We start from the raw sequence: 17,166 nt of genomic DNA, 5'->3' as shown, positions 1-17,166 counted from the left end.
CCGCCGCGCGGCGGCCCTCAGGCCGCGTACCAGAGCACGGCGAAGAAGTGGCACACGGTGCCGGCGAGCACGAACAGATGCCAGATGAAATGGCTGTAGCGCCAACGGTTGTCGAGCACGAAGAAGGCCACGCCGCCGGTGTAGGCCAGTCCCCCCGCCACCAGCCACCACAGGCCGCCCGTGGGGACGCGCTCGATCAGCGGATTGACTGCGATGATCACCAGCCAGCCCATCGCCAGATACAGGCCCGTGGAGATGGCCGGGCGGTTGAGCCGCTTGCTGGCTTTCAGCCCGACTCCCAGCAGGGCCATGCCCCAGACCAGGCCGAACAGGGTCCAGCCCCAGGGGCCGCGCAGGGCGCCCAGGGCGAAGGGCGTGTAGGTGCCCGCGATCAGCAGATAGATGGCGGAATGGTCCAGCACGTTGAAAAGCTGCTTGGCGCGGCTTCTGGGCAGCGCGTGATAGATGGTGGACGCCAGGTACAGCAGGCACATCGTCGCGGCGAAGACCGCGGCGCCCGCGATGAAGGCGGCATCGCCCTGGCGCACGGCGGCCAGGATCAGGATGGGGGCAGAGGCCACGGCGCCGGCGGCGCCGACGCCGTGGCTGATGGCGTTGGCGATTTCCTCGCCCAGGGTCTGGGGTCTGTCGTTGGGAAACATGAATGCGTCTAGGTTGGTTTAGCCTACACCTTAGGCGCTTTGGGGCGGCGGCTCAAGGCGGCGTGCCGGTTGGCCGCGGTCGAGGCGGTATCCGTTTGATCTACTGCAAATCGACCTGCGCGTCGGCGTCCCGAAAGCGCTGCCTGGAAGTTACTCTGTGATACATTCAGCGCGCAAGCAAACGCAGGTTTACTGGCCGAGGCCCAGCAATGGCGCGCAGTTTCACCAACTTGTTTTTCAAGGCCGCGAAAAAGATCGGCAAGCTGCAGCGCGCCGCCATGCGCATGGCCACGCCCAAGGCCGCCAAGAAGCGCAGCGCGCCCAAGCGCCGGGCCGCCAAGCCCGCTGCGGCCTCCGCTTCCCGCAGCGCCGCCGCGCCTTCGCTGGGGACGGGCCGCTGGGAAGCCTCCCGGCAATTCTCCGACGCCCAGGGCCGCCGTCTCACCTTTGCGCGCTACACGCCCGCCGCGGCGCCGCGCGCCGGCATGCCGCTGGTGGTGATGCTGCACGGCTGCAGGCAGACGGCGCTGTCGTTCGCCCGCGGTTCGCGCATGAATCAATGGGCCGACGCGGGCGGCTTCATGGTGCTGTATCCGCAGCAATCCATGACCCGTCAGGTGCAGCGTTGCTGGCGCTGGTTCCAGCCCGACGACGCGCACGGCGGGGCGGAAGCCGACCTGATTGCCGCCCTGATCCGCGCGGAGTGCGCCAGGCATGCGCTGGACCCCGAACGCGTCTACATCGCGGGGCTTTCGGCCGGGGCCGGCATGGCCGCGCTGGTGGCATTGCGGCATCCGCGCCTGATTGCCGCCGTGGCCATGCATTCCGGGCCGGTCGCGGGGGACGCCCACAGCGCCACCGGGGGCATAGGCACCATGCGGCGCGGCGCGCTCAAGCCGTTATTGCCCTTGCTGGAAAAGGTCGCGGACCCGGCGGTGTTCCGCCTGGGCATGCCCGCCATGATTCTGCAGGGGCAGCTGGATCCTACGGTGGCGCCGCGCAACGCGCGGCAGTTGTTCGAACAGTTTCGCGCCGTGAACGATCTGCCGCCCGAAAGCGTACCGGTCGAGCGCGTGCTGGGGTTGGGCACGGATAAGTCCTACCGCCGCGTCGACATGCTGCGCGGCAGCCGCACGCTGCTGCGGCTATGCGAAATCACGCTCGTGGAGCACGCCTGGAGCGGCGGCGACCCCTCGGTGCGCTATCACGCGCGCAGCGGGCCGGATGCCTCGGCGCTGATCTGGCGCTTCTTCCAGACGCACCGTCGCGTGGCGCGCGGGCAGGCGGAATAGGCCTGGGGCAGCCCGCGCAGCGGACGGCGGCCCCGTCACCGCCTCGGCAGTAAGATCAGCGTGTTCCCGGCGTATTCCGCGCCAACCGCCTCGTCCCTGTAGGGAGCTCCGACATGTCACTATCCATGTATCAGGCCAGCGTGCCTGCCTTCGTCCGCGGCCTGAAGGTGCTGGCCGCGCTACTGCAAAAGGCCGCCGACCACGCGGCCGCCGCCGGCATGGATCCGGCCGAACTGATCAATGCCCGGCTGGCGCCGGACATGTATCCGTTGAGCGGCCAGATCCAGCGCGCCAGCGACGCGTCCAAATTCGCGGTGCAGCGCCTGTCGCGGGTGGAAGCGCCCAAGTTTCCGGATGAGGAAACCACGTTCGAGCAATTGCAGCAGCGCATCGCCGCCACGCTCGCGTATCTGCAGGACGTGCCGGCGGACCGGCTGGATGGCGCCGAAGGCCGCAAGGTTTCGCTGGCGTTCGGCGACTTCAAGCAGGAGTTCCGCGGCGACGACTACCTGCTGACGTTCGCGCTGCCGAACTTCTACTTCCATGTCACGACGGCCTACGCCATCCTGCGCCACGCGGGCGTGAAGATCGGCAAGCTGGATTTCCTGGGGCCGTATCCGCAGCCGGCCGCTTAACTCTGTTTCTTGGTCGCGTCGCCGCAGCCTTCCATCGGCCCCATCTTCGCCATGTTCTCCTGGACTTCTTGCGGCGTCAGGTCGAACTTGTGCGTGGCGATGGACCAGCGGTGTCCGCAAGGGTCCACCACCTGGCCGTAGCGGTCGCCCCAGAACATGTCCGCCACGGGCATGGTCACCTGGGCGCCGGCCGCCACCGCCTGTTTCATCGCCGCGTCCACGTCGGCCACGTACAGGTGCAGGGTGACGGGCGTGCCTTTGAGCGCCTTCGGGCCCAGGCTGCCCCATTCGGGGAAGTCGTCCATCAGCATCATGACGGAATCGCCGATGCGTATGGCGGCATGCATGATCTTGCCGTTGGGGCCGGGCAGCCGGGCCAGCTCCTCGGCGTTGAAGGCTTTCTTGTAGAAGTCGATGGCCTGCGCCGCGCCTTCGCACACGATGTGCGGGGTGAGCGTATGCATGCCTTCGGGTATGGGTTTGCTTGCAGGGTTAGCCATGAGGTATCTCCAGATTGTTGCGTTTGAACGGGCGGGAAAGATCCTGCCGCCTCAGTTGCCTACCAGTGTGGCGAAGCCGCCCCAGCACATGCGCTTGAAATCGAACACGCCTTCGCAGCAGTGCTCGGCCAGGCGCGGGTCCGACATGACCTTGGCGTTGATCCGGTCGCGCTCCGCCTTGTTGGCGTAGGTGATCCAGGCGAACACCACCGTCTCGTCCTCGCGCGCGCCGGCAGCGGCGCTGAATGCGGCGAAACCTTCCTTGTCGATCTCTTCGGCCACGCATTCCCGGTAGTCGAGGGCGCCGTGCTCCAGCCACACTGTCTGCGCCTGCTGCGCCATCTTCCGGTAGGTTTCGAGGTTGGCCTTGGGCACGGGCAGCAGGAAGCCGTCTACATACTTTTCCATCAGTAACTCCTTGATCCACGTTGTTCTGTTCCGCGCCAGGACGCCCCGCAAGCCGCCCCTGGCGCTGCCCGGATCTCATTCCGGTAAGTGTCACTGTATCGGGATCGGCGGCGATCTCAGATAGGCGATTGCGACAATCTTGAGGGTGGATTGCGACAGCTGGCAGGCGTATGCTTTGCAGGATGAAAAACGTCGCCTTCCTACTGCCCCTGGGGGCGAACATCGCCTCGCTGGAAACCGCCAGGCATGGCTTCCTGGTCGCCAACGAATACCTGGCTGCGCACGGGCGCGAACCCCGGTTCACGGTGCGCACCCTGGCCGTGAACCGCGAAGTCCGCCTGGACCAAGGCCGCATCACGGTGCAGGCCGACATGGTCCTGGCCGATGCCCACGACATCGACATCTGCATCGCGCCGCCGCTGCTGGGCTCGGTGTCCGACGCGGTGTTGTCCAACCGCGAACTGATCGAATGGCTGTCACGCCATCACCGCGATGGCGGCGAAGTCGCCAGCCTGTGCATGGGCGCCGCGTTGCTGGCGGCGGGCGGCGTCCTGGACGGCCAGCAGGCGGTGGTCCACTGGGTGGCGCAGAACCTCTACGCCAGCCTGTTTCCCAACGTGCAATGGGTCAGCGACCGCGTCGTCATGGCGGACAACGGTATCTACACCAGCGGCGGCGCGTTCTCAGCCGCGCACCTGGTGCTGCATCTGATCGAAAAATACACCGACCGCGACACCGCCATCTGGTGCGCCAAGTACTTCCAGCTGGACTGGAGCCGCCAGAGCCAGTTGCCATTCGCGGTGTTCGTGGGGCAGAAGGCCCATGCCGACGAGGTCGTGCGCGCGGTGCAGGATTACATCGAAGGCCGCTACACGGAAAAAATCACCGTCGAGGAACTGGCGGACCGCCACGCCATGGGACGCCGGACGCTGGAGCGCCGCTTTCGCCAGGCAACCGGCAACAGCATCGTCGAGTATGTGCAGCGGGTGCGGGTGGAAGCGGCCAAGAAGCGCCTGGAGACCTCGCGCAAGAGCGTGGCCGAAGTCATGTACGAAGTCGGCTACAACGACACCAAGGCCTTCCGCGATATTTTCAACAAGTACTGCGGCATGTCGCCGGTGGGCTATCGCGAGCGCTACCACTTCCAGTAGCGGCTTTAGCGCAATGCGGTGCGACCGCGTATCGCGCGCCGCGACATCCGCGGGTTCGGGCGCGCTACCTTAGCGTGGTCGCCGACACCCTGTCCGGATACCAAGCGGTGAATTTCATTGCGCCGGCCAGCGCCGCCACCGTCACTGCGATGGCGACCGCCTGCGGCAATTGGGGCTTGTACAGCAGCAGCGCGTCGGCCGCCACCATGCTCGCAAACGCCAGCGCCCAGGCCGTGGCCACGGCATAGTTCATGCGGGCATAGCGGCGGTTCTTCCAGACGTATTCCGGCTCTTTTTCCCGCGCATATTCCAGTGTGAACGGCCGGCGCAGCGCCAGGGTCAGCAACACCAGGACCAGTATCCCGGCGTCGACCCGCAGGCGCGCCTGGGCGATCGTCCAGGAATCCCCGTCCGCCATCGGGGCATACAGGGTCAGTCCTGTGAACAGCAGCAGCGTGCCGGTTTCCAGGATCTTGATGCGCCTTTCGGGGCTGAGCCAGTCGCGAAGCACCAGCCCGGCGGATACGAAGGTGCCGGCAGCAAGCCCTTCCAGCACACCGACGGTTCTTTCAATGATGACAAACACGATGAACGGCGCGAACGCCAACAGGATATTCATCTTGGTTCCCCGACCTCGAGCGCGCGCCCCCGCGCGTTGTCAGCGTCGCCTTGAGAATCAAGACGCGAACTTGTCTATTTACGCCTGTCCGCCAGGGTGCGGGATACGACGCCGTTCGCCTATCGGCAAGGTGGCCGTGCACGTATGGACGATTGTTCCGGCGGCGCAGCGATGCATCGGCCGTCTGGCCGGCGCCGGCTGGCGCAAAGAAGTAGTTCGACGGGCGATGGCCGGCTGACGCGCGGCACGCAGGACGGACCACCTTCGGCGGACCTCCCGCCGCGACGACGCAGACGTTGATCCGCCAGCGGACGTCGGCTAAGGTCATGGGCTGATTACAACCCCGCCGCCGAGGAAACCATGACATCAGCCCTTCCGTCCACGACCCTGAGCGTGGATCCCGCCTGGATCGACGAGTACGGCCACATGAATGCCGCCCATTACGTGGGCATCTTCGACCGCGTCGGCTTCCAGTTGCTGCGCGAGGTCGGGGTGGGGCTGGACTACACCGAGGCCACGCGCTGCGGCATCTACACGATGAACGTGCACGTGGCTTATCTGCGTGAAGTGCTGGCGGGCGATCCGCTCGCGTTGCGCATCCGGCTGCTGGAAGCGGACGACAAGCGCCTGCTGTGCCTGATGGAGCTGATGCAGACCCGCGACGGTTACGTCGCGGCCACCATGGAGCAGCTGTCGCTGCATGTGGATCTGGAAACGCGGCGCGCCAAGCCGTTTCCGCCGGAGTTGGCGCAGCGGCTGGCGCGCACCGTCACGGAGCACGCCGCACAGCCGCTGCCGGCGGGCTACCGGCGGCTCTTGCCGCTGAAGCCGCCGCGTTGAGTCATCCCGCCTGACCGGCCCGACCGTTCAGCGCGCGACCGCGATCGGCCGGTCGCCCGAGATCGTGGTGCGGTGCATCTCGCGGTCGAAGCCGTCATAGTCGTTCATGGCCAGGTGCTGGGTGCAGCGGTTGTCCCAAAGCGCCAGCGAGCCCGGCGCCCAGCGGAAGCGGCAGGTGAACTCCGGCCGCGCCGCGTGGCGGTACAGGAACTGCAGCAGGGGTTCGCTTTCTTCCTGGGTCATGCCGTCAAAGCGCAATGTATAGGTGCTGTTCACATACAGCGCCTTTTTGCCGGTGGTCGGGTGCACGCGCACCACGGGGTGGACCACTTCGCTGGCGGCGCGGTCGTCGGTGCGCACGTCCATCTTGTGGGCCGGGTCGCCGTTGTTCACCACCGCGCCACCCGCGCCATAGGAGCGCACCGCGCTGTGCACAGCGCCCAGCCCGTCCAGTATCTGCTTCAGCCGGTCCGACAGCGCGTCGTAGGCGCGGTACATGTTCGCCCACATGGTGTCGCCGCCGTAGGGCGGAATGACGCGGCCGTATAGCGCCGAGCCCAGCGGCGGCTCTTCGGCATAGCTCATGTCCGTGTGCCACAGGCCGCCGAACAGGCGCCGGGTGGTTTCCGCGCGGCCTTTCATCACGGGCAGGATGGTCGGGTGTCCTTCCAGCGCCCGCACGAAGGGCACTTCCAGCAGCTCGCCGAAGCGCGAGCTGAAATCGATGTGCTGCTGCGGCGTCAACTGCTGGTCGCGGAAGAACACCACCAGGTGCTCGTGCAGTGCGTTGCGCACTTCGTCGAACTGATCGTCCGATAGCGGCCGCGACAGGTCGATGCCGCGGATCTCGGCGCCCAGCGCGCCGGCTATCGGTTGGGTTTCCAGATGGCGATACGTGGTCATGCTTGTCTCCTTGCCTATTGAAGCTTGATCTGCGCCTTGCTCACCAGCGCGCCCCACTTGTCGGTTTCCGCCGCGATGTAGCGGCAGAAGTCCGCCGGCCCTTCGGCCGAAATGATGCCGCCCATGGCGCCTATCTGTTCGCGAACGTCGGGCATGGCCAGCACGGCCAGCAGTTCCTTGTTCAGGCGTTCGATGATGGGCTTGGGCGTGGCGGCAGGCGCCAGCACGCCGAACCATCCGGCGATCTCGTAGCCCGGCAGGCCTGCCTCGGCCATCGTCGGCACGTCGGGCAGCTGCGGCGAGCGCGCCGTGCTGGTGATCGCCAGCGCGCGCAGCTTGCCGGCCTTCACCAGTTGCAGCGCCGAGGGCATGTTGTCGAACATCATCGGCACGTGGCCCGCCACGGTGTCGTTCAGGCCCGGCGCGCTGCCGCGGTAGGGCACGTGGGTCAGGCGCACGCCCGCCGACGCGGCGAACAATTCGCCCGCCAGGTGCAGCGAGGTGCCCGCGCCGGGGGTGGCGTAGTCCAGCGGCGCTTTCGATTTCTTCGCGTAGGCGATCAGTTCCTGCACCGAACGCACCGGCAACGCGGGATTGACCACCAGCAGGTTGGGCACGCTCATCAGCATCGTGACGGGCGCCAGGTCCCGCTGCGGCTTGTAGGGCAGGTCCGGGTAGAGGGCGGGGTTGATGGAAATGGGGCCGATATTGCCCATCACGATGGTGTAGCCGTCGGCCGGCTGCTTGACCGCGAAATCGGTGCCTATGTTGCCGCCGGCCCCCGCCTTGTTCTCGACGATGACTGGCTGGCCCAACCGTTCGCCGAGCTTGTGGCTGACCAAGCGGGCCAGCATGTCGGTCGATCCGCCCGGCGGGTAGGGCACGATCCATTTGACCGGCTGCGCGGGCCAGCTTGCCTGCGCTGCGGCGGATCCCGTACAGAACACGAGACCCGCCGCCAAGGCGAGTGCGATGCGTTTCATAGCTATGTCTCCTTCCCGGGCTCGCCGGACTTGCCGGGAGCATCGTTTATGTGTATTGTTCACCTAGTGATCAATACGTTTATTAGGTGAACGATTGAAGAATAATAGATCGATTCAGCGGTGTCTATCCATCATGCGGGCCTTCCGCGGCAACGGCCGACCCACGCTGGCCGAACTTGCGCGCGCGGTCGACCTGCCGCACGCGACCGTGCTGCGGTTTCTGCAGACGCTGGAAGAAGAGGGCTACGCGGCGCGCGAAGACAGCCGCTGGCGGCTTACGCCGCTGGTTTTCGAGCTGGGGTTCGCGGCCATGGAGAGCCTGGGAGTGACGGACGCCGTGCAGGAGATCCTGCAGAACCTGGCCGACGCCTATTCAGGCACGTCCAACCTGGGCGAGGCCAACCCCGAAGGCGTGATCATCATCGGCCGCGCCATGGCGCCGGCCGAGCGCCGCCGCCTGGTGGTGATGAACCTGCGCGTGGGCAGCGTGCTGCCGCCGGCGAGCGCGCTGGCCGGCGGCTTGCGCCTGGGGCCGGGGGAGTGGACCCGGTTCGACTACCCGGACAGCAACCAGGTGTCGGTGGCCGTGCCCGTGCCGCAGGCCGGCTCGCGCCTGTTGTCGGTGGGGATTTCGGTGGCCGCCCCGGAAGTGGCAGGGAACCGGCTGGAAGCGGACATGGTGCCCGCCTTGCAACAGGCGGCGCAGACCATCGCTGGTGTGATCCGGGTCGGCGTGGTGTGAGCGCGACGGCCCGGATCAGTCCTGGGCCGTCTGCGGCAGTTTCGCGATCACCTTGATCTCGAAGTCGAAACCATTGAGCCAGGTCACGCCCACCGCGGTCAGGGCCGGGTACGGCGCCACGCCCCAGAATTCCGGCACCACCTGCCAGATCGTCTCGAACCGGGATGCCGGGTCGACCATGAACACCGTCACGTCGACCACGTCGTCGAAGCTGCTGCCGGCCGCCGCCAGGATGGCTTGCAGATTGCGGAACGCAAGCCGCACATGCTCCTGCAGGTCGGGCTCGGGCGTGCCGTCCTCGCGGCTGCCCACCTGTCCCGAGACGAACAGGAATCCATTGGAACGAATTGCGGGTGAATAGCGGTCGCGCTCATACAAGGCGTGACGCCCCGGGGGAAAAACAACGTCGCGTTGGGTCATGGCTATCTCCATCTATGGGCCGCATCCGGCCCGGGATTGACGATGTAGGCACTTTAGGTGCCCCCGTTGCCGCGATAAACGGGCAAGTCCGTCCATCACTGTTTGTAGAATCCAAATAATCAGGAAGAGCGGGAGCAGAGATGGACCGTTTCGACGCGATGCAGGCCTTCGCCCGCGTGGTGGAATCCGGCAGCTTCACCAAGGCGGCGGAGACCTTGCACATGAGCAAGACCAGCGTGACGCAACTGGTGCAGCAGTTGGAGGCGCGCTTGCGCGTCAAGCTGCTGAACCGCACCACCCGCAAGGTCAACGTGACCGCCGACGGCGCCGCCTACTATGAGCGCGTGTTGAGGCTGCTGGCCGACATGGACGATGCCGAGACCAGCCTGTCCGGGGCGTCGGCGGTGCCGCGGGGGCGTTTGCGCGTGGACGTGCCCAGCCCGCTGGCGCGCATGATCCTGGTGCCGGCCTTGCCGGCGTTCCATGCGCAATATCCCGACATCCAGCTGGACATGGGCGTGAGCGACCGGATCGTCGATCTGATCGGCGAGAACGTCGACTGCGTGGTGCGCGGCGGCGAACTCACTGACCAGTCGCTGATGGCACGGCGCGTGGGCGACTTGCTGCTTGGCGTGTACGCGGCGCCGGAGTACCTGAAGCGCGCAGGCACGCCCGCGCATCCGCGCGAGCTGGAGGACACGCATCACCGTATCGTGGGCTTTCTGTGGGCGCGCAACGGCAAGGCTTTGCCCTACGCCATGCGCCGCGGCGGCGAAAGCCTCAAGGTGCACGGGCGCTATGTGCTGGCGGTCGACGAGGGCAACGCCTATCTGGCGGCCGGCCTGGCCGGGCTGGGCGTGCTGTGGTTGCCGGACTACATGTCACGCGCCCACGTCGACAGCGGCGAGCTGGTGCCGCTGTTCCAGGACTGGCGCCTGGATTCCATGCCGATGTACGTGGCGTTTCCGCCCAACCGGCACGTGAGCGCCAAGCTGCGCGTGTTCATCGATTGGGTCGCCGGGCTGTTGGGGCAGTACACGCCGGACCGACCGCGCGCCTGAGACTGGCGCGCGGCGCGGGCCGGCTTCGCGTCTTTCAAGCCTGCTGGCTGCGCGCGCCGCGCAGCAGCTTGCCCGGCAGCGCGCCGGTGGCCGCGCCGCCTTCGAAGATGGGCTGGCCGTTGACCAGCGTCGCCACATAGCCGTCGGCGCGCTGGATCAGGCGCCGGCCCCCGCCCGGCAGGTCGAACACCATTTCCGGGCAATGCACGCGCACGGCATCCGGATCGATGATGTTGACGTCGGCCTTGTAGCCCGGCTGCAGCAGGCCGCGGTCCAGCAACCTGTACACGCTGGCGGTGTCGCGCGTCTGGCGCTTGACCACATGCTCCAGTTCCAGCAGCGGGCCGCGGCGGCGGTCGCGGGTCCAGTGGCTGAGCATGAAGGTGGGCATGCTCACGTCGCAGATATAGCCGCAATGCGCACCGCCGTCGGACAGGCTGTTGACCGTGTAGGGCTGCTGCATCAGCTGGTGCAGGTGGTCCAGGTTCTCGTACGAATAGTTGAAGGACGGGTAGTAGAGGATCGCCTGGCCCTCGTTTTCCAGCATCAGGTCATAGACGATCTCCAGCGGCGCGCGGCCGCTGCGTTGCGCCATTGCGGCCACGCTTTCCTCGGGCAGCGGTTCGTAGTCGGGATCGCTGCCCAGGCGGAAGATCTTGTGGAAGCTGCTGAACAGCGTTTCAGCGCGGCGGTCCAGAAGGCCGCGCTGTTCGTTCATGATGCGGCTGCGCGTGGCGGGGTCGCGCAGGCGGGCCAGCTTTTCCGCCAGCGGCAGGGCATGCAGCGCCTGATAGCTGGGATGCGCGATGAACGGGTGCAGCGTGCTCTGCCACGAAAACAGGATGCCCAGCGGACGTCCGCTGATGCCTGCCAGCAGCGGCACGCCTGCGCGGTGCGCGCGGTCCAGGCTGCCGGCGATCTGCTTCCAGACGTCGGGCGCGGCGTCGGTCTGCTGCAGGTTGAACAGCACGGGCAGGCGGTTGTGGCGCGCCAGCTGCTCCAGCCACGGCATTTCGCCTTCCATGGCGGGATGGTTGGCGGTCATCTGGAACACGCCATGCCCGACTTCGCCCATGACCGAGCCCAGGGCGGTGATCTCCTCGCCGGTGGCGAAGGTGCCGGGCGGATACTTGCGTTCGTCGTACTTGTGCAGGAAGGTGCGCGACGTGGAGAAGCCCACCGCGCCGGCGGTCAGCGCTTCGCGCACCACTTCGCGCATGGCGATCAGGTCGCTGGGCGAGGCCTCGTCGTGGTGGATGGCGCGTTCGCCCATCACGTAGGCGCGCACCGCGCTGTGCGGGATCTGCGCGCCCACGTCCAGGGCCTTGGGGCGGCGGTCCAGCGCGTCCAGGTATTCGGGAAAGGTCTCCCAATCCCACTGGATGCCTTCGGAAAGCACCGAGCCGGGTATGTCCTCGACGCCCTCCATGACCTTGATCAGCCATTCGCGCCGTTCGGGTTTGACGGGGGCGAAGCCCACGCCGCAGTTGCCCATGATGGCCGTGGTGACGCCGTGCCAGGTGGAAGGGCTGAGATACGGGTCCCAGGTGGCCTGGCCGTCGTAGTGGGTGTGGATGTCCACCCAGCCCGGGGCCACCAGGCAGCCGTCGGCGCGGATCTCGCGGCGCGCCGCGCCGGCCCGGCCTTCGGCCTGGACCACGCGTCCGTCCTCGATCGCCAGGTCCGCCTGGTAGCGGGGCCGTCCCGATCCATCGACGATCGTGCCGCCGCGTATGACCAGATCATGCATTGCGCTCTCCTTTCGATACGTGCCGCGGTTACTGGAGGACCAGGCCGATGCGCTTGATCACCGCGCCCCAGCGTTCGCTGTCCTGCTGGACGATCTGCGCGAACTCCTTGGGACCCGCGCCACTGACTTCATTGCCCTGGGACACGATGCTCTGGGTTACGTCGGGCGAGTCCAGCGCCTCGCGGAACACCTGGGCCACGCGCTCGGCCAGCGCGGGCGGCATGTCGCCGGGGCCGAAGATGCCTTGCCAGCCGACGATGTCCAGCCCGGGTATGCCTTGCTCCTTCAGGGTGGGCAGGTCCGGCAGCACGCTCAGGCGGCGGTCGGTGGCCGGGCCCAGCAGCTTGACCTTGCCGGCGCGCGCGTTTTCCACGGCGGTGGCCGTGCCGTCGAAGTAGACCTGGACCTCGCCCGCCAGCAGCGCGCGGCTGGCGTCGGCCGTGCCCTTGTAGGGGACGTGCACGATGTCGATGCCGGTCTGCTGCTTGAGTATTTCGCCGTTCAGATGCGAGGTGGACCCCGGGCTGTAGGAAGCGAAGTTCAGCTTGCCAGGATTGGCCCGCGCGTAGTCGATCATCTGCGCCGTGGTCGAAAAGGGCGCGTCCTTGTTGGCGACCAGCACGGTGGCCGAGCGCACCACCTGGATGACCGGAGTGAAGTCCTTGACAGGGTCGTAGGGCAGCTTCTTGTACAGATGCGGATTCTGCGTGTGCGTGACGACGATGGTGTAGAGCAGGGTGTAGCCATCGGGGTTGGCGCGGGCCACTTCCTGCGCGCCTATCATCGTGCCCGCGCCGGGCTTGTTGTCGACGATGACCGGCGCCCCGGTGCGTTGCGTGACCTTCATCGCCAGCATGCGCGCCAGCGCGTCGGACCCGGACCCGGCCGGAAACGGCACTACCAGGCGGATGGGCTTGCCGCCGCCAGGCCAGGGCGGCGCCTGGGTGACGGGGGCGGCGGCCGCCGAAAGACAGGCCAGGGCGCCCAGCATGGCAGCCCCGCCTCTACCCAACAGCTTCAAGAACGACTTGCGGTTCATCTTGTCTCCTCCTGGGGGTAGGCAATGTCTGGCATTGCTCTGGAATGAGGTTCACCACAGGGCGCCGGCGCTGCAATCTTCCGTCGCTGCAAGTCTTTTGTAGTCTTGCCTTTGCGCTCAATCAAATGCATATTTGGCGCAATATTGATGAGAAAAATACATGAGCCTCACAATACGGTCGCTCCAGCACTACGCCGTGCTCGTCGAGGAAAAGCACTACTCCCGCGCGGCGCAGCGGCTGCATCTGACGCAGTCCGCGCTGACGCGCAGCATCCAGTCGCTGGAGGACTCGCTGGGCCTGGTGCTGGTGGACCGGGCGTCCACGGGCGTCACGCCCACGCAGGCCGGGTGCATGGTGCTGGAGCGCGCGCAGCGCATCCTGGCAGAAACCCGCGACCTGCGGCGCGAAGCCGAATTGATCCGCGGCCACGACACAGGCCGGGTGAACCTGGGCGTGGGGGCGTTTCCGGCGGCCGGATTCCTGTCGCCGCTGCTGGTGCGCATCGCGCGCGAGCATCCGGGCCTGAGCGTGCACGTCGAGATCGAAAGCTGGCAGCGCCTGCTGGACAAGCTGCTGCAGGACAAGCTGGATTTCGCGGTGGCCGTGACGCACAGCCTGCCGCCGCCCGACGACTTTTCGGTGCGGCCCTTGCCTCCGCAGCATGGCGGCCTGTTCACGCGCGCCGGCCATCCGCTGCAGGGCCTGGGCAAGCCGCGCCTGCGCGCCGCGCTGGCGCAGTACCGGCTGGCCGCCACCGACCTGCCGCTGCGGGCGCGCGAGTACCTGGCCCGGCTGTATCAGGTGGCACGGCCGGAAGACCTGCCCATCGCCTTCGAATGCGATAGCGTCGCGACGTTGCGCGAGGTGGCGCTGGGCAGCGACGTGGTGCTGTTCTGCACGCGCGAGGCTATCGCGTCCGAACTTGCGCAGGGTGTGCTGGAGCCCTTGCCGCTGTCCTATCCCGCCGCCGGCCCGCTGACCTACAGCGTCATCCACCGCGCGCGCCGTACCCTGTCCCCGACCGCCGAGCGGGTCATCGAGCTGGTGCAGGACCTGCTGTCGGGCGCGGCCGCGCCGCAGGCCGTCTCCGGGAAAACGCGCCGGGCGCGGCGCTAGCGTCGCGGCCCAAGGGGGCTGAATGCCAGGGGCCGCGCCTACATCCGCTCGCCGGGCAGCGCGCAGGCCTGCTGCACCCAGTCCATGAACTGCGCTTCGTCCAGCTCATCGTCCTCACGGATATCCAGATAGCGCGTGTCCTGGCTCTTGGACGGTCCCGGCGGCACGGGCCGCAGCTGCGCGCCGCGAAAGAACGCCACCTTCACGTACTTGGTAAAGCAATGGATGCTCAGGAACCAGGCCTGGCCGTCCATGCCATACAGCGGCGAATTCCACTTGACCGCCTTCTGCACGCCGGGCGCTGCGCGCTCGATCAAGGCGTCCAGGCGGCGTCCGAGATCGCTCTTCCAGCCAGGCATGGCCGCGATATAGGCCTGCACCGGCGCGTCGCCCGCGCCCTTGGCGATCTGCGGATTGCCGCCGGACAGCAGGACGGGTTGCGAATCTGCTTTCTTGGTGGCCTTCACGGGTTTCGCCGTGGATTTTTCTGCCATGCGTGGGCTCCTTTCGCTTGACCTCAAGTCGACTTGAAGTGAAAGACTATCTGCATTCCGGCACGAGACGGACGGGAGTGTTCCCTTGCCCTGAGCCGTGACCAACAACCTGGGAGTTCAAGCATATGTGGGATGAACGCTACGCCGTCGACGAATACGTGTATGGAACCGAGCCGAACGCTTTCCTGGCGGAAAACGCCGGCCTGCTGTCCGGGCCGGTGCTCAGCCTGGCCGAGGGAGAGGGGCGCAACGCCGTCTTCCTGGCCTCGCTGGGCCTGGACGTGCTTGGTGTGGACGGTTCCGCCGTTGGACTCGCCAAGGCGCGCAGGCTGGCGGGGGCGAAGGGCGTATCGATCCGCACCGAAACGGCGGACTTCGCCGGGTACGAGCCGCCGCCGGCATCCTTCGGCGCGGTGGTGTCGATCTTCGCCCACATGCCCAGCCACGTGCGCAGGAGGCTGCACCGCCTGGCGGAACGCTCCCTGCGGCCAGGCGGCATCATCCTGCTGGAGGCATACCGGAAAGCGCAGTTGGGTCGCGGCACGGGCGGGCCTCCAGATGCGGACATGCTCATGGCGCGCGAGGACCTGGAGCAGGACTTCCCGAATTGCCAGGTGCTGCTTTCCCAGGAAATCGAACGCGACGTGGTCGAAGGCATATTCCACACGGGTCCGGCATGCGTGGTGCAGTTCATCGCCAGAAAGACGTGAGGGCGGCCAGGCCCACTCCTCAATCGGGAATTTCCGGTTCGACCAGCCGCATCAGCTGCGCCAGCGACTCCTGCCAGCCCAGGTAGCACATCTCCGGCGGTATCGCCGCCGGTATGCCTTCCTGCACGATGCTTACCTCCGTGCCGCAGGCGACCTGCCGCAGCGTAACGGTGGTCTGCATGCGGCCGGGCAGGTTCGGATCGTCGAACTGGTCCGAGTACCGGATCTTCTGGCCCGGCGACAATTCCAGGTACTCGCCGCCGAAGTCATGGCTGTGGCCCGTGCCGAAGTTGCGGAACGACATCTTGTGCATGCCGCCGACCTTTGCATCCAGTTGATGGACCTGGCAGGTGTAGCCGTAAGGGGGGAGCCAGCGCGCGATCGCGTCGGGTTCCAGGAAGGCCCGATAGATGCGTTCGGCCGGCGCGCGCATGACGCGATGCAGGGTTACGGTTCCGGTAGTCATGGTAAGTCCGCCTTTCAGGAAAGTTGTGCGTACTGACACGACGTACGAGTTGACCGGAAATCGACAACCGAAATCCTGGGGGAAACCCTTAAACGGCACATCTGGTCACGATTGGCCGGGCCGATGCGGACCTTTATTCGATGGGCTCGCGCATCACCAGCACGGCGATCGTATGGTTCTTCCAGAACACCTGGTGTATGCGGGGCGCCAGCGCGCGCAGCTCCTCGGGCCCGGCGCCATCGAACGTCACCAGGACCGCGGGCCGTTCGCCCTCGCTAGGCACCCGCTGGATGCGGTCGCAGGATGGAAAGCCGTATTTCATGAGAAAACCGCGGATGTCCTCGTCGGAGGTGCTTTCTTCCACATGGTTGATCAGCAGGGCGGCCATGAGCGTTCTCCTTGGAAGCCTGCGGGCGTCAGAGGCGCACCGCTCAGAATTTGGCGGGGACCATGCGCAAGGGATGTCCCGGGTCGCGGTAGCCGCCGGCTTTCTGCCGCTTGGGCAGCTTCACCTTGGCCCGCGGCATGCGCTTGTACGGGATGCGGGCGAGCAGGTGGCTGATGATGTTCAGGCGCACCTTTTTCTTGTCGTCGGATTGCGCAACATACCAGGGCGCCACGCCGGTATCGGTGGCCGCGAACATGTCGTCGCGGGCGCGCGAGTAGTCGTACCAGCGGCTGTACGAATCCAGGTCCATTTTGGTCAGCTTCCAGATCTTGCGCTCGTCGTTGATGCGGGCCTGGAGCCGGCGGGTCTGTTCTTCTTCGCTGACTTCCAGCCAATACTTGAGCAGGATGATGCCCGAGCCCACGATGGCCCGTTCGACCAGCGGCACGCCTTTCAGGAAGATCTTGACGTCGTCCTTGGAGCAGAACCCCATTACTCGTTCGACGCCGGCCCGGTTGTACCAACTGCGGTCGAAGATCACGACCTCGCCCGCCGCCGGCAGGTAAGGCAGGTAGCGCTGCATGTACATCTGGGTTTTCTCGCGGTCCGAAGGGGCGGGCAGGGCGATCACGCGGAAGACGCGTGGGCTGACCCGCTCCGTGATCGCCTTGATCGTTCCGCCTTTGCCGGCGCCGTCGCGTCCTTCGAAAATGATGCAGACCTTGGCGCCCGTCTGGCTGACCCATTCCTGGAGCTTGACCAGCTCCACGTGCAGCCGGGCCAGTTCCTCGGCGTATTGCTTTCCCGAAAGCTTGGCTTGCGCCGGCTGCTTGTCCTCTGCTGCTGCCTTCTTCTGAGCGTTCATGATGGCACTCCAGAATATGCTGCGGGGAAACGGTCGGAACGTTGGAATTTTTCACTTTAGCGCCGACCGTTGCCCCTTGTACACAGGCAGGTAGGAGCAGTTCGTTTTATTTAGTGCTTGC

General features: G+C 66.5%; 21 protein-coding genes. 8 read left to right on the top strand and 13 right to left on the bottom strand.

What is annotated here, in order from left to right:
• Positions 1-17 precede the first annotated feature (17 nt).
• Positions 18-662, bottom strand: a complete 645-nt coding sequence (locus IB257_RS27955) for a hemolysin III family protein (protein ID WP_119449971.1) — start codon at positions 660-662, stop codon at positions 18-20.
• A 209-nt stretch (positions 663-871) separates the two neighbouring features.
• On the opposite strand from IB257_RS27955, the gene IB257_RS27950 reads away from it, so the two are divergent.
• Positions 872-1,954: a PHB depolymerase family esterase gene (locus IB257_RS27950; RefSeq protein ID WP_192493153.1), complete on the top strand. Its 1,083-nt coding sequence runs from the start codon at positions 872-874 to the stop codon at positions 1,952-1,954.
• Between the two features lie 113 nt (positions 1,955-2,067).
• On the top strand, positions 2,068-2,589 hold the full coding sequence (locus IB257_RS27945; protein ID WP_119449970.1) for a DUF1993 family protein: 522 nt from the start codon (positions 2,068-2,070) through the stop codon (positions 2,587-2,589).
• On the opposite strand, the gene IB257_RS27940 is transcribed toward IB257_RS27945, so the two are convergent.
• Both IB257_RS27940 and IB257_RS27935 read right to left on the bottom strand, forming a co-directional pair.
• The gene (locus tag IB257_RS27940; RefSeq protein ID WP_125470560.1) at positions 2,586-3,089 is read right to left on the bottom strand and encodes a VOC family protein; all 504 of its coding nucleotides are present in this window, start codon (positions 3,087-3,089) and stop codon (positions 2,586-2,588) included. The two genes, IB257_RS27945 and IB257_RS27940, sit on opposite strands and share 4 nt — an antisense overlap.
• 51 nt (positions 3,090-3,140) lie before the next feature.
• Positions 3,141-3,497, bottom strand: a complete 357-nt coding sequence (locus IB257_RS27935; RefSeq protein ID WP_175214102.1) for a DUF1428 domain-containing protein — start codon at positions 3,495-3,497, stop codon at positions 3,141-3,143.
• Positions 3,498-3,667: 170 nt separating this feature from the next.
• Here IB257_RS27935 and IB257_RS27930 point away from each other — a divergent pair, with 170 nt between their 5' ends.
• The gene (locus IB257_RS27930; protein WP_054452809.1) at positions 3,668-4,648 is read left to right on the top strand and encodes a GlxA family transcriptional regulator; all 981 of its coding nucleotides are present in this window, start codon (positions 3,668-3,670) and stop codon (positions 4,646-4,648) included.
• Between the two features lie 64 nt (positions 4,649-4,712).
• Here the strand turns inward: IB257_RS27930 and IB257_RS27925 are convergent, their stop codons facing one another.
• Positions 4,713-5,267, bottom strand: a complete 555-nt coding sequence (locus IB257_RS27925) for a hypothetical protein (protein ID WP_054452807.1) — start codon at positions 5,265-5,267, stop codon at positions 4,713-4,715.
• A gap of 360 nt (positions 5,268-5,627) precedes the next feature.
• On the opposite strand from IB257_RS27925, the gene IB257_RS27920 reads away from it, so the two are divergent.
• Complete coding sequence (locus tag IB257_RS27920; protein ID WP_119449968.1) at positions 5,628-6,107, top strand: thioesterase family protein; 480 nt, start codon at positions 5,628-5,630, stop codon at positions 6,105-6,107.
• 27 nt (positions 6,108-6,134) lie between these two features.
• On the opposite strand, the gene IB257_RS27915 is transcribed toward IB257_RS27920, so the two are convergent.
• Complete coding sequence (locus IB257_RS27915; RefSeq protein ID WP_192493152.1) at positions 6,135-7,010, bottom strand: TauD/TfdA family dioxygenase; 876 nt, start codon at positions 7,008-7,010, stop codon at positions 6,135-6,137.
• Positions 7,011-7,024: 14 nt separating this feature from the next.
• Positions 7,025-7,993, bottom strand: a complete 969-nt coding sequence (locus IB257_RS27910; RefSeq protein WP_192493151.1) for a tripartite tricarboxylate transporter substrate binding protein — start codon at positions 7,991-7,993, stop codon at positions 7,025-7,027.
• Positions 7,994-8,087: 94 nt separating this feature from the next.
• Between IB257_RS27910 and IB257_RS27905 the strand changes: the two genes are divergently transcribed.
• Positions 8,088-8,735, top strand: coding sequence for an IclR family transcriptional regulator (locus IB257_RS27905; RefSeq protein ID WP_225589268.1), 648 nt, complete (start codon positions 8,088-8,090; stop codon positions 8,733-8,735).
• Between the two features lie 15 nt (positions 8,736-8,750).
• Here the strand turns inward: IB257_RS27905 and IB257_RS27900 are convergent, their stop codons facing one another.
• Entirely contained in the window at positions 8,751-9,155 is a 405-nt protein-coding gene (locus tag IB257_RS27900) for a RidA family protein (RefSeq protein WP_054452797.1), read from the bottom strand.
• A 140-nt stretch (positions 9,156-9,295) separates the two neighbouring features.
• Here IB257_RS27900 and IB257_RS27895 point away from each other — a divergent pair, with 140 nt between their 5' ends.
• The gene (locus IB257_RS27895; RefSeq protein ID WP_192493150.1) at positions 9,296-10,216 is read left to right on the top strand and encodes a LysR family transcriptional regulator; all 921 of its coding nucleotides are present in this window, start codon (positions 9,296-9,298) and stop codon (positions 10,214-10,216) included.
• A 34-nt stretch (positions 10,217-10,250) separates the two neighbouring features.
• On the opposite strand, the gene IB257_RS27890 is transcribed toward IB257_RS27895, so the two are convergent.
• Together IB257_RS27890 and IB257_RS27885 are read right to left on the bottom strand one after the other, a co-directional pair.
• A complete protein-coding gene (locus IB257_RS27890; RefSeq protein ID WP_192493149.1) occupies positions 10,251-11,966 on the bottom strand; it encodes an amidohydrolase family protein in 1,716 nt (571 codons plus the stop codon).
• 28 nt (positions 11,967-11,994) lie between these two features.
• The gene (locus IB257_RS27885) at positions 11,995-13,005 is read right to left on the bottom strand and encodes a tripartite tricarboxylate transporter substrate binding protein (RefSeq protein WP_192493148.1); all 1,011 of its coding nucleotides are present in this window, start codon (positions 13,003-13,005) and stop codon (positions 11,995-11,997) included.
• A gap of 160 nt (positions 13,006-13,165) precedes the next feature.
• Between IB257_RS27885 and IB257_RS27880 the strand changes: the two genes are divergently transcribed.
• Positions 13,166-14,122, top strand: coding sequence for a LysR family transcriptional regulator (locus IB257_RS27880; protein ID WP_054452788.1), 957 nt, complete (start codon positions 13,166-13,168; stop codon positions 14,120-14,122).
• A 38-nt stretch (positions 14,123-14,160) separates the two neighbouring features.
• Here IB257_RS27880 and IB257_RS27875 read toward each other — a convergent pair whose 3' ends face one another.
• Entirely contained in the window at positions 14,161-14,616 is a 456-nt protein-coding gene (locus IB257_RS27875; protein WP_192493147.1) for a DUF1801 domain-containing protein, read from the bottom strand.
• Positions 14,617-14,741: 125 nt separating this feature from the next.
• On the opposite strand from IB257_RS27875, the gene IB257_RS27870 reads away from it, so the two are divergent.
• The gene (locus IB257_RS27870; protein ID WP_119449963.1) at positions 14,742-15,326 is read left to right on the top strand and encodes a cyclopropane-fatty-acyl-phospholipid synthase family protein; all 585 of its coding nucleotides are present in this window, start codon (positions 14,742-14,744) and stop codon (positions 15,324-15,326) included.
• Between the two features lie 19 nt (positions 15,327-15,345).
• Here the strand turns inward: IB257_RS27870 and IB257_RS27865 are convergent, their stop codons facing one another.
• The 3 genes from IB257_RS27865 to ppk2 all read right to left on the bottom strand — a co-directional run bounded on the left by IB257_RS27865 (position 15,346) and on the right by ppk2 (position 17,045).
• Positions 15,346-15,792 (bottom strand): SRPBCC family protein, encoded by a 447-nt coding sequence (locus IB257_RS27865; RefSeq protein WP_054452782.1) that lies wholly within the window; start codon positions 15,790-15,792, stop codon positions 15,346-15,348.
• 133 nt (positions 15,793-15,925) lie between these two features.
• The gene (locus tag IB257_RS27860) at positions 15,926-16,180 is read right to left on the bottom strand and encodes a hypothetical protein (RefSeq protein ID WP_054452780.1); all 255 of its coding nucleotides are present in this window, start codon (positions 16,178-16,180) and stop codon (positions 15,926-15,928) included.
• 43 nt (positions 16,181-16,223) lie between these two features.
• Entirely contained in the window at positions 16,224-17,045 is an 822-nt protein-coding gene (gene ppk2 / locus IB257_RS27855; protein WP_119449962.1) for a polyphosphate kinase 2, read from the bottom strand.
• Positions 17,046-17,166: the final 121 nt, after the last annotated feature.

Source organism: Achromobacter sp. ACM03 (assembly GCF_014851665.1).
GTDB classification, from domain to species: domain Bacteria; phylum Pseudomonadota; class Gammaproteobacteria; order Burkholderiales; family Burkholderiaceae_B; genus Achromobacter; species Achromobacter aegrifaciens.
The sequence above is the reverse complement of the archived record's forward strand: the minus strand, read 5'-3'. Positions and strand labels throughout refer to the sequence as shown.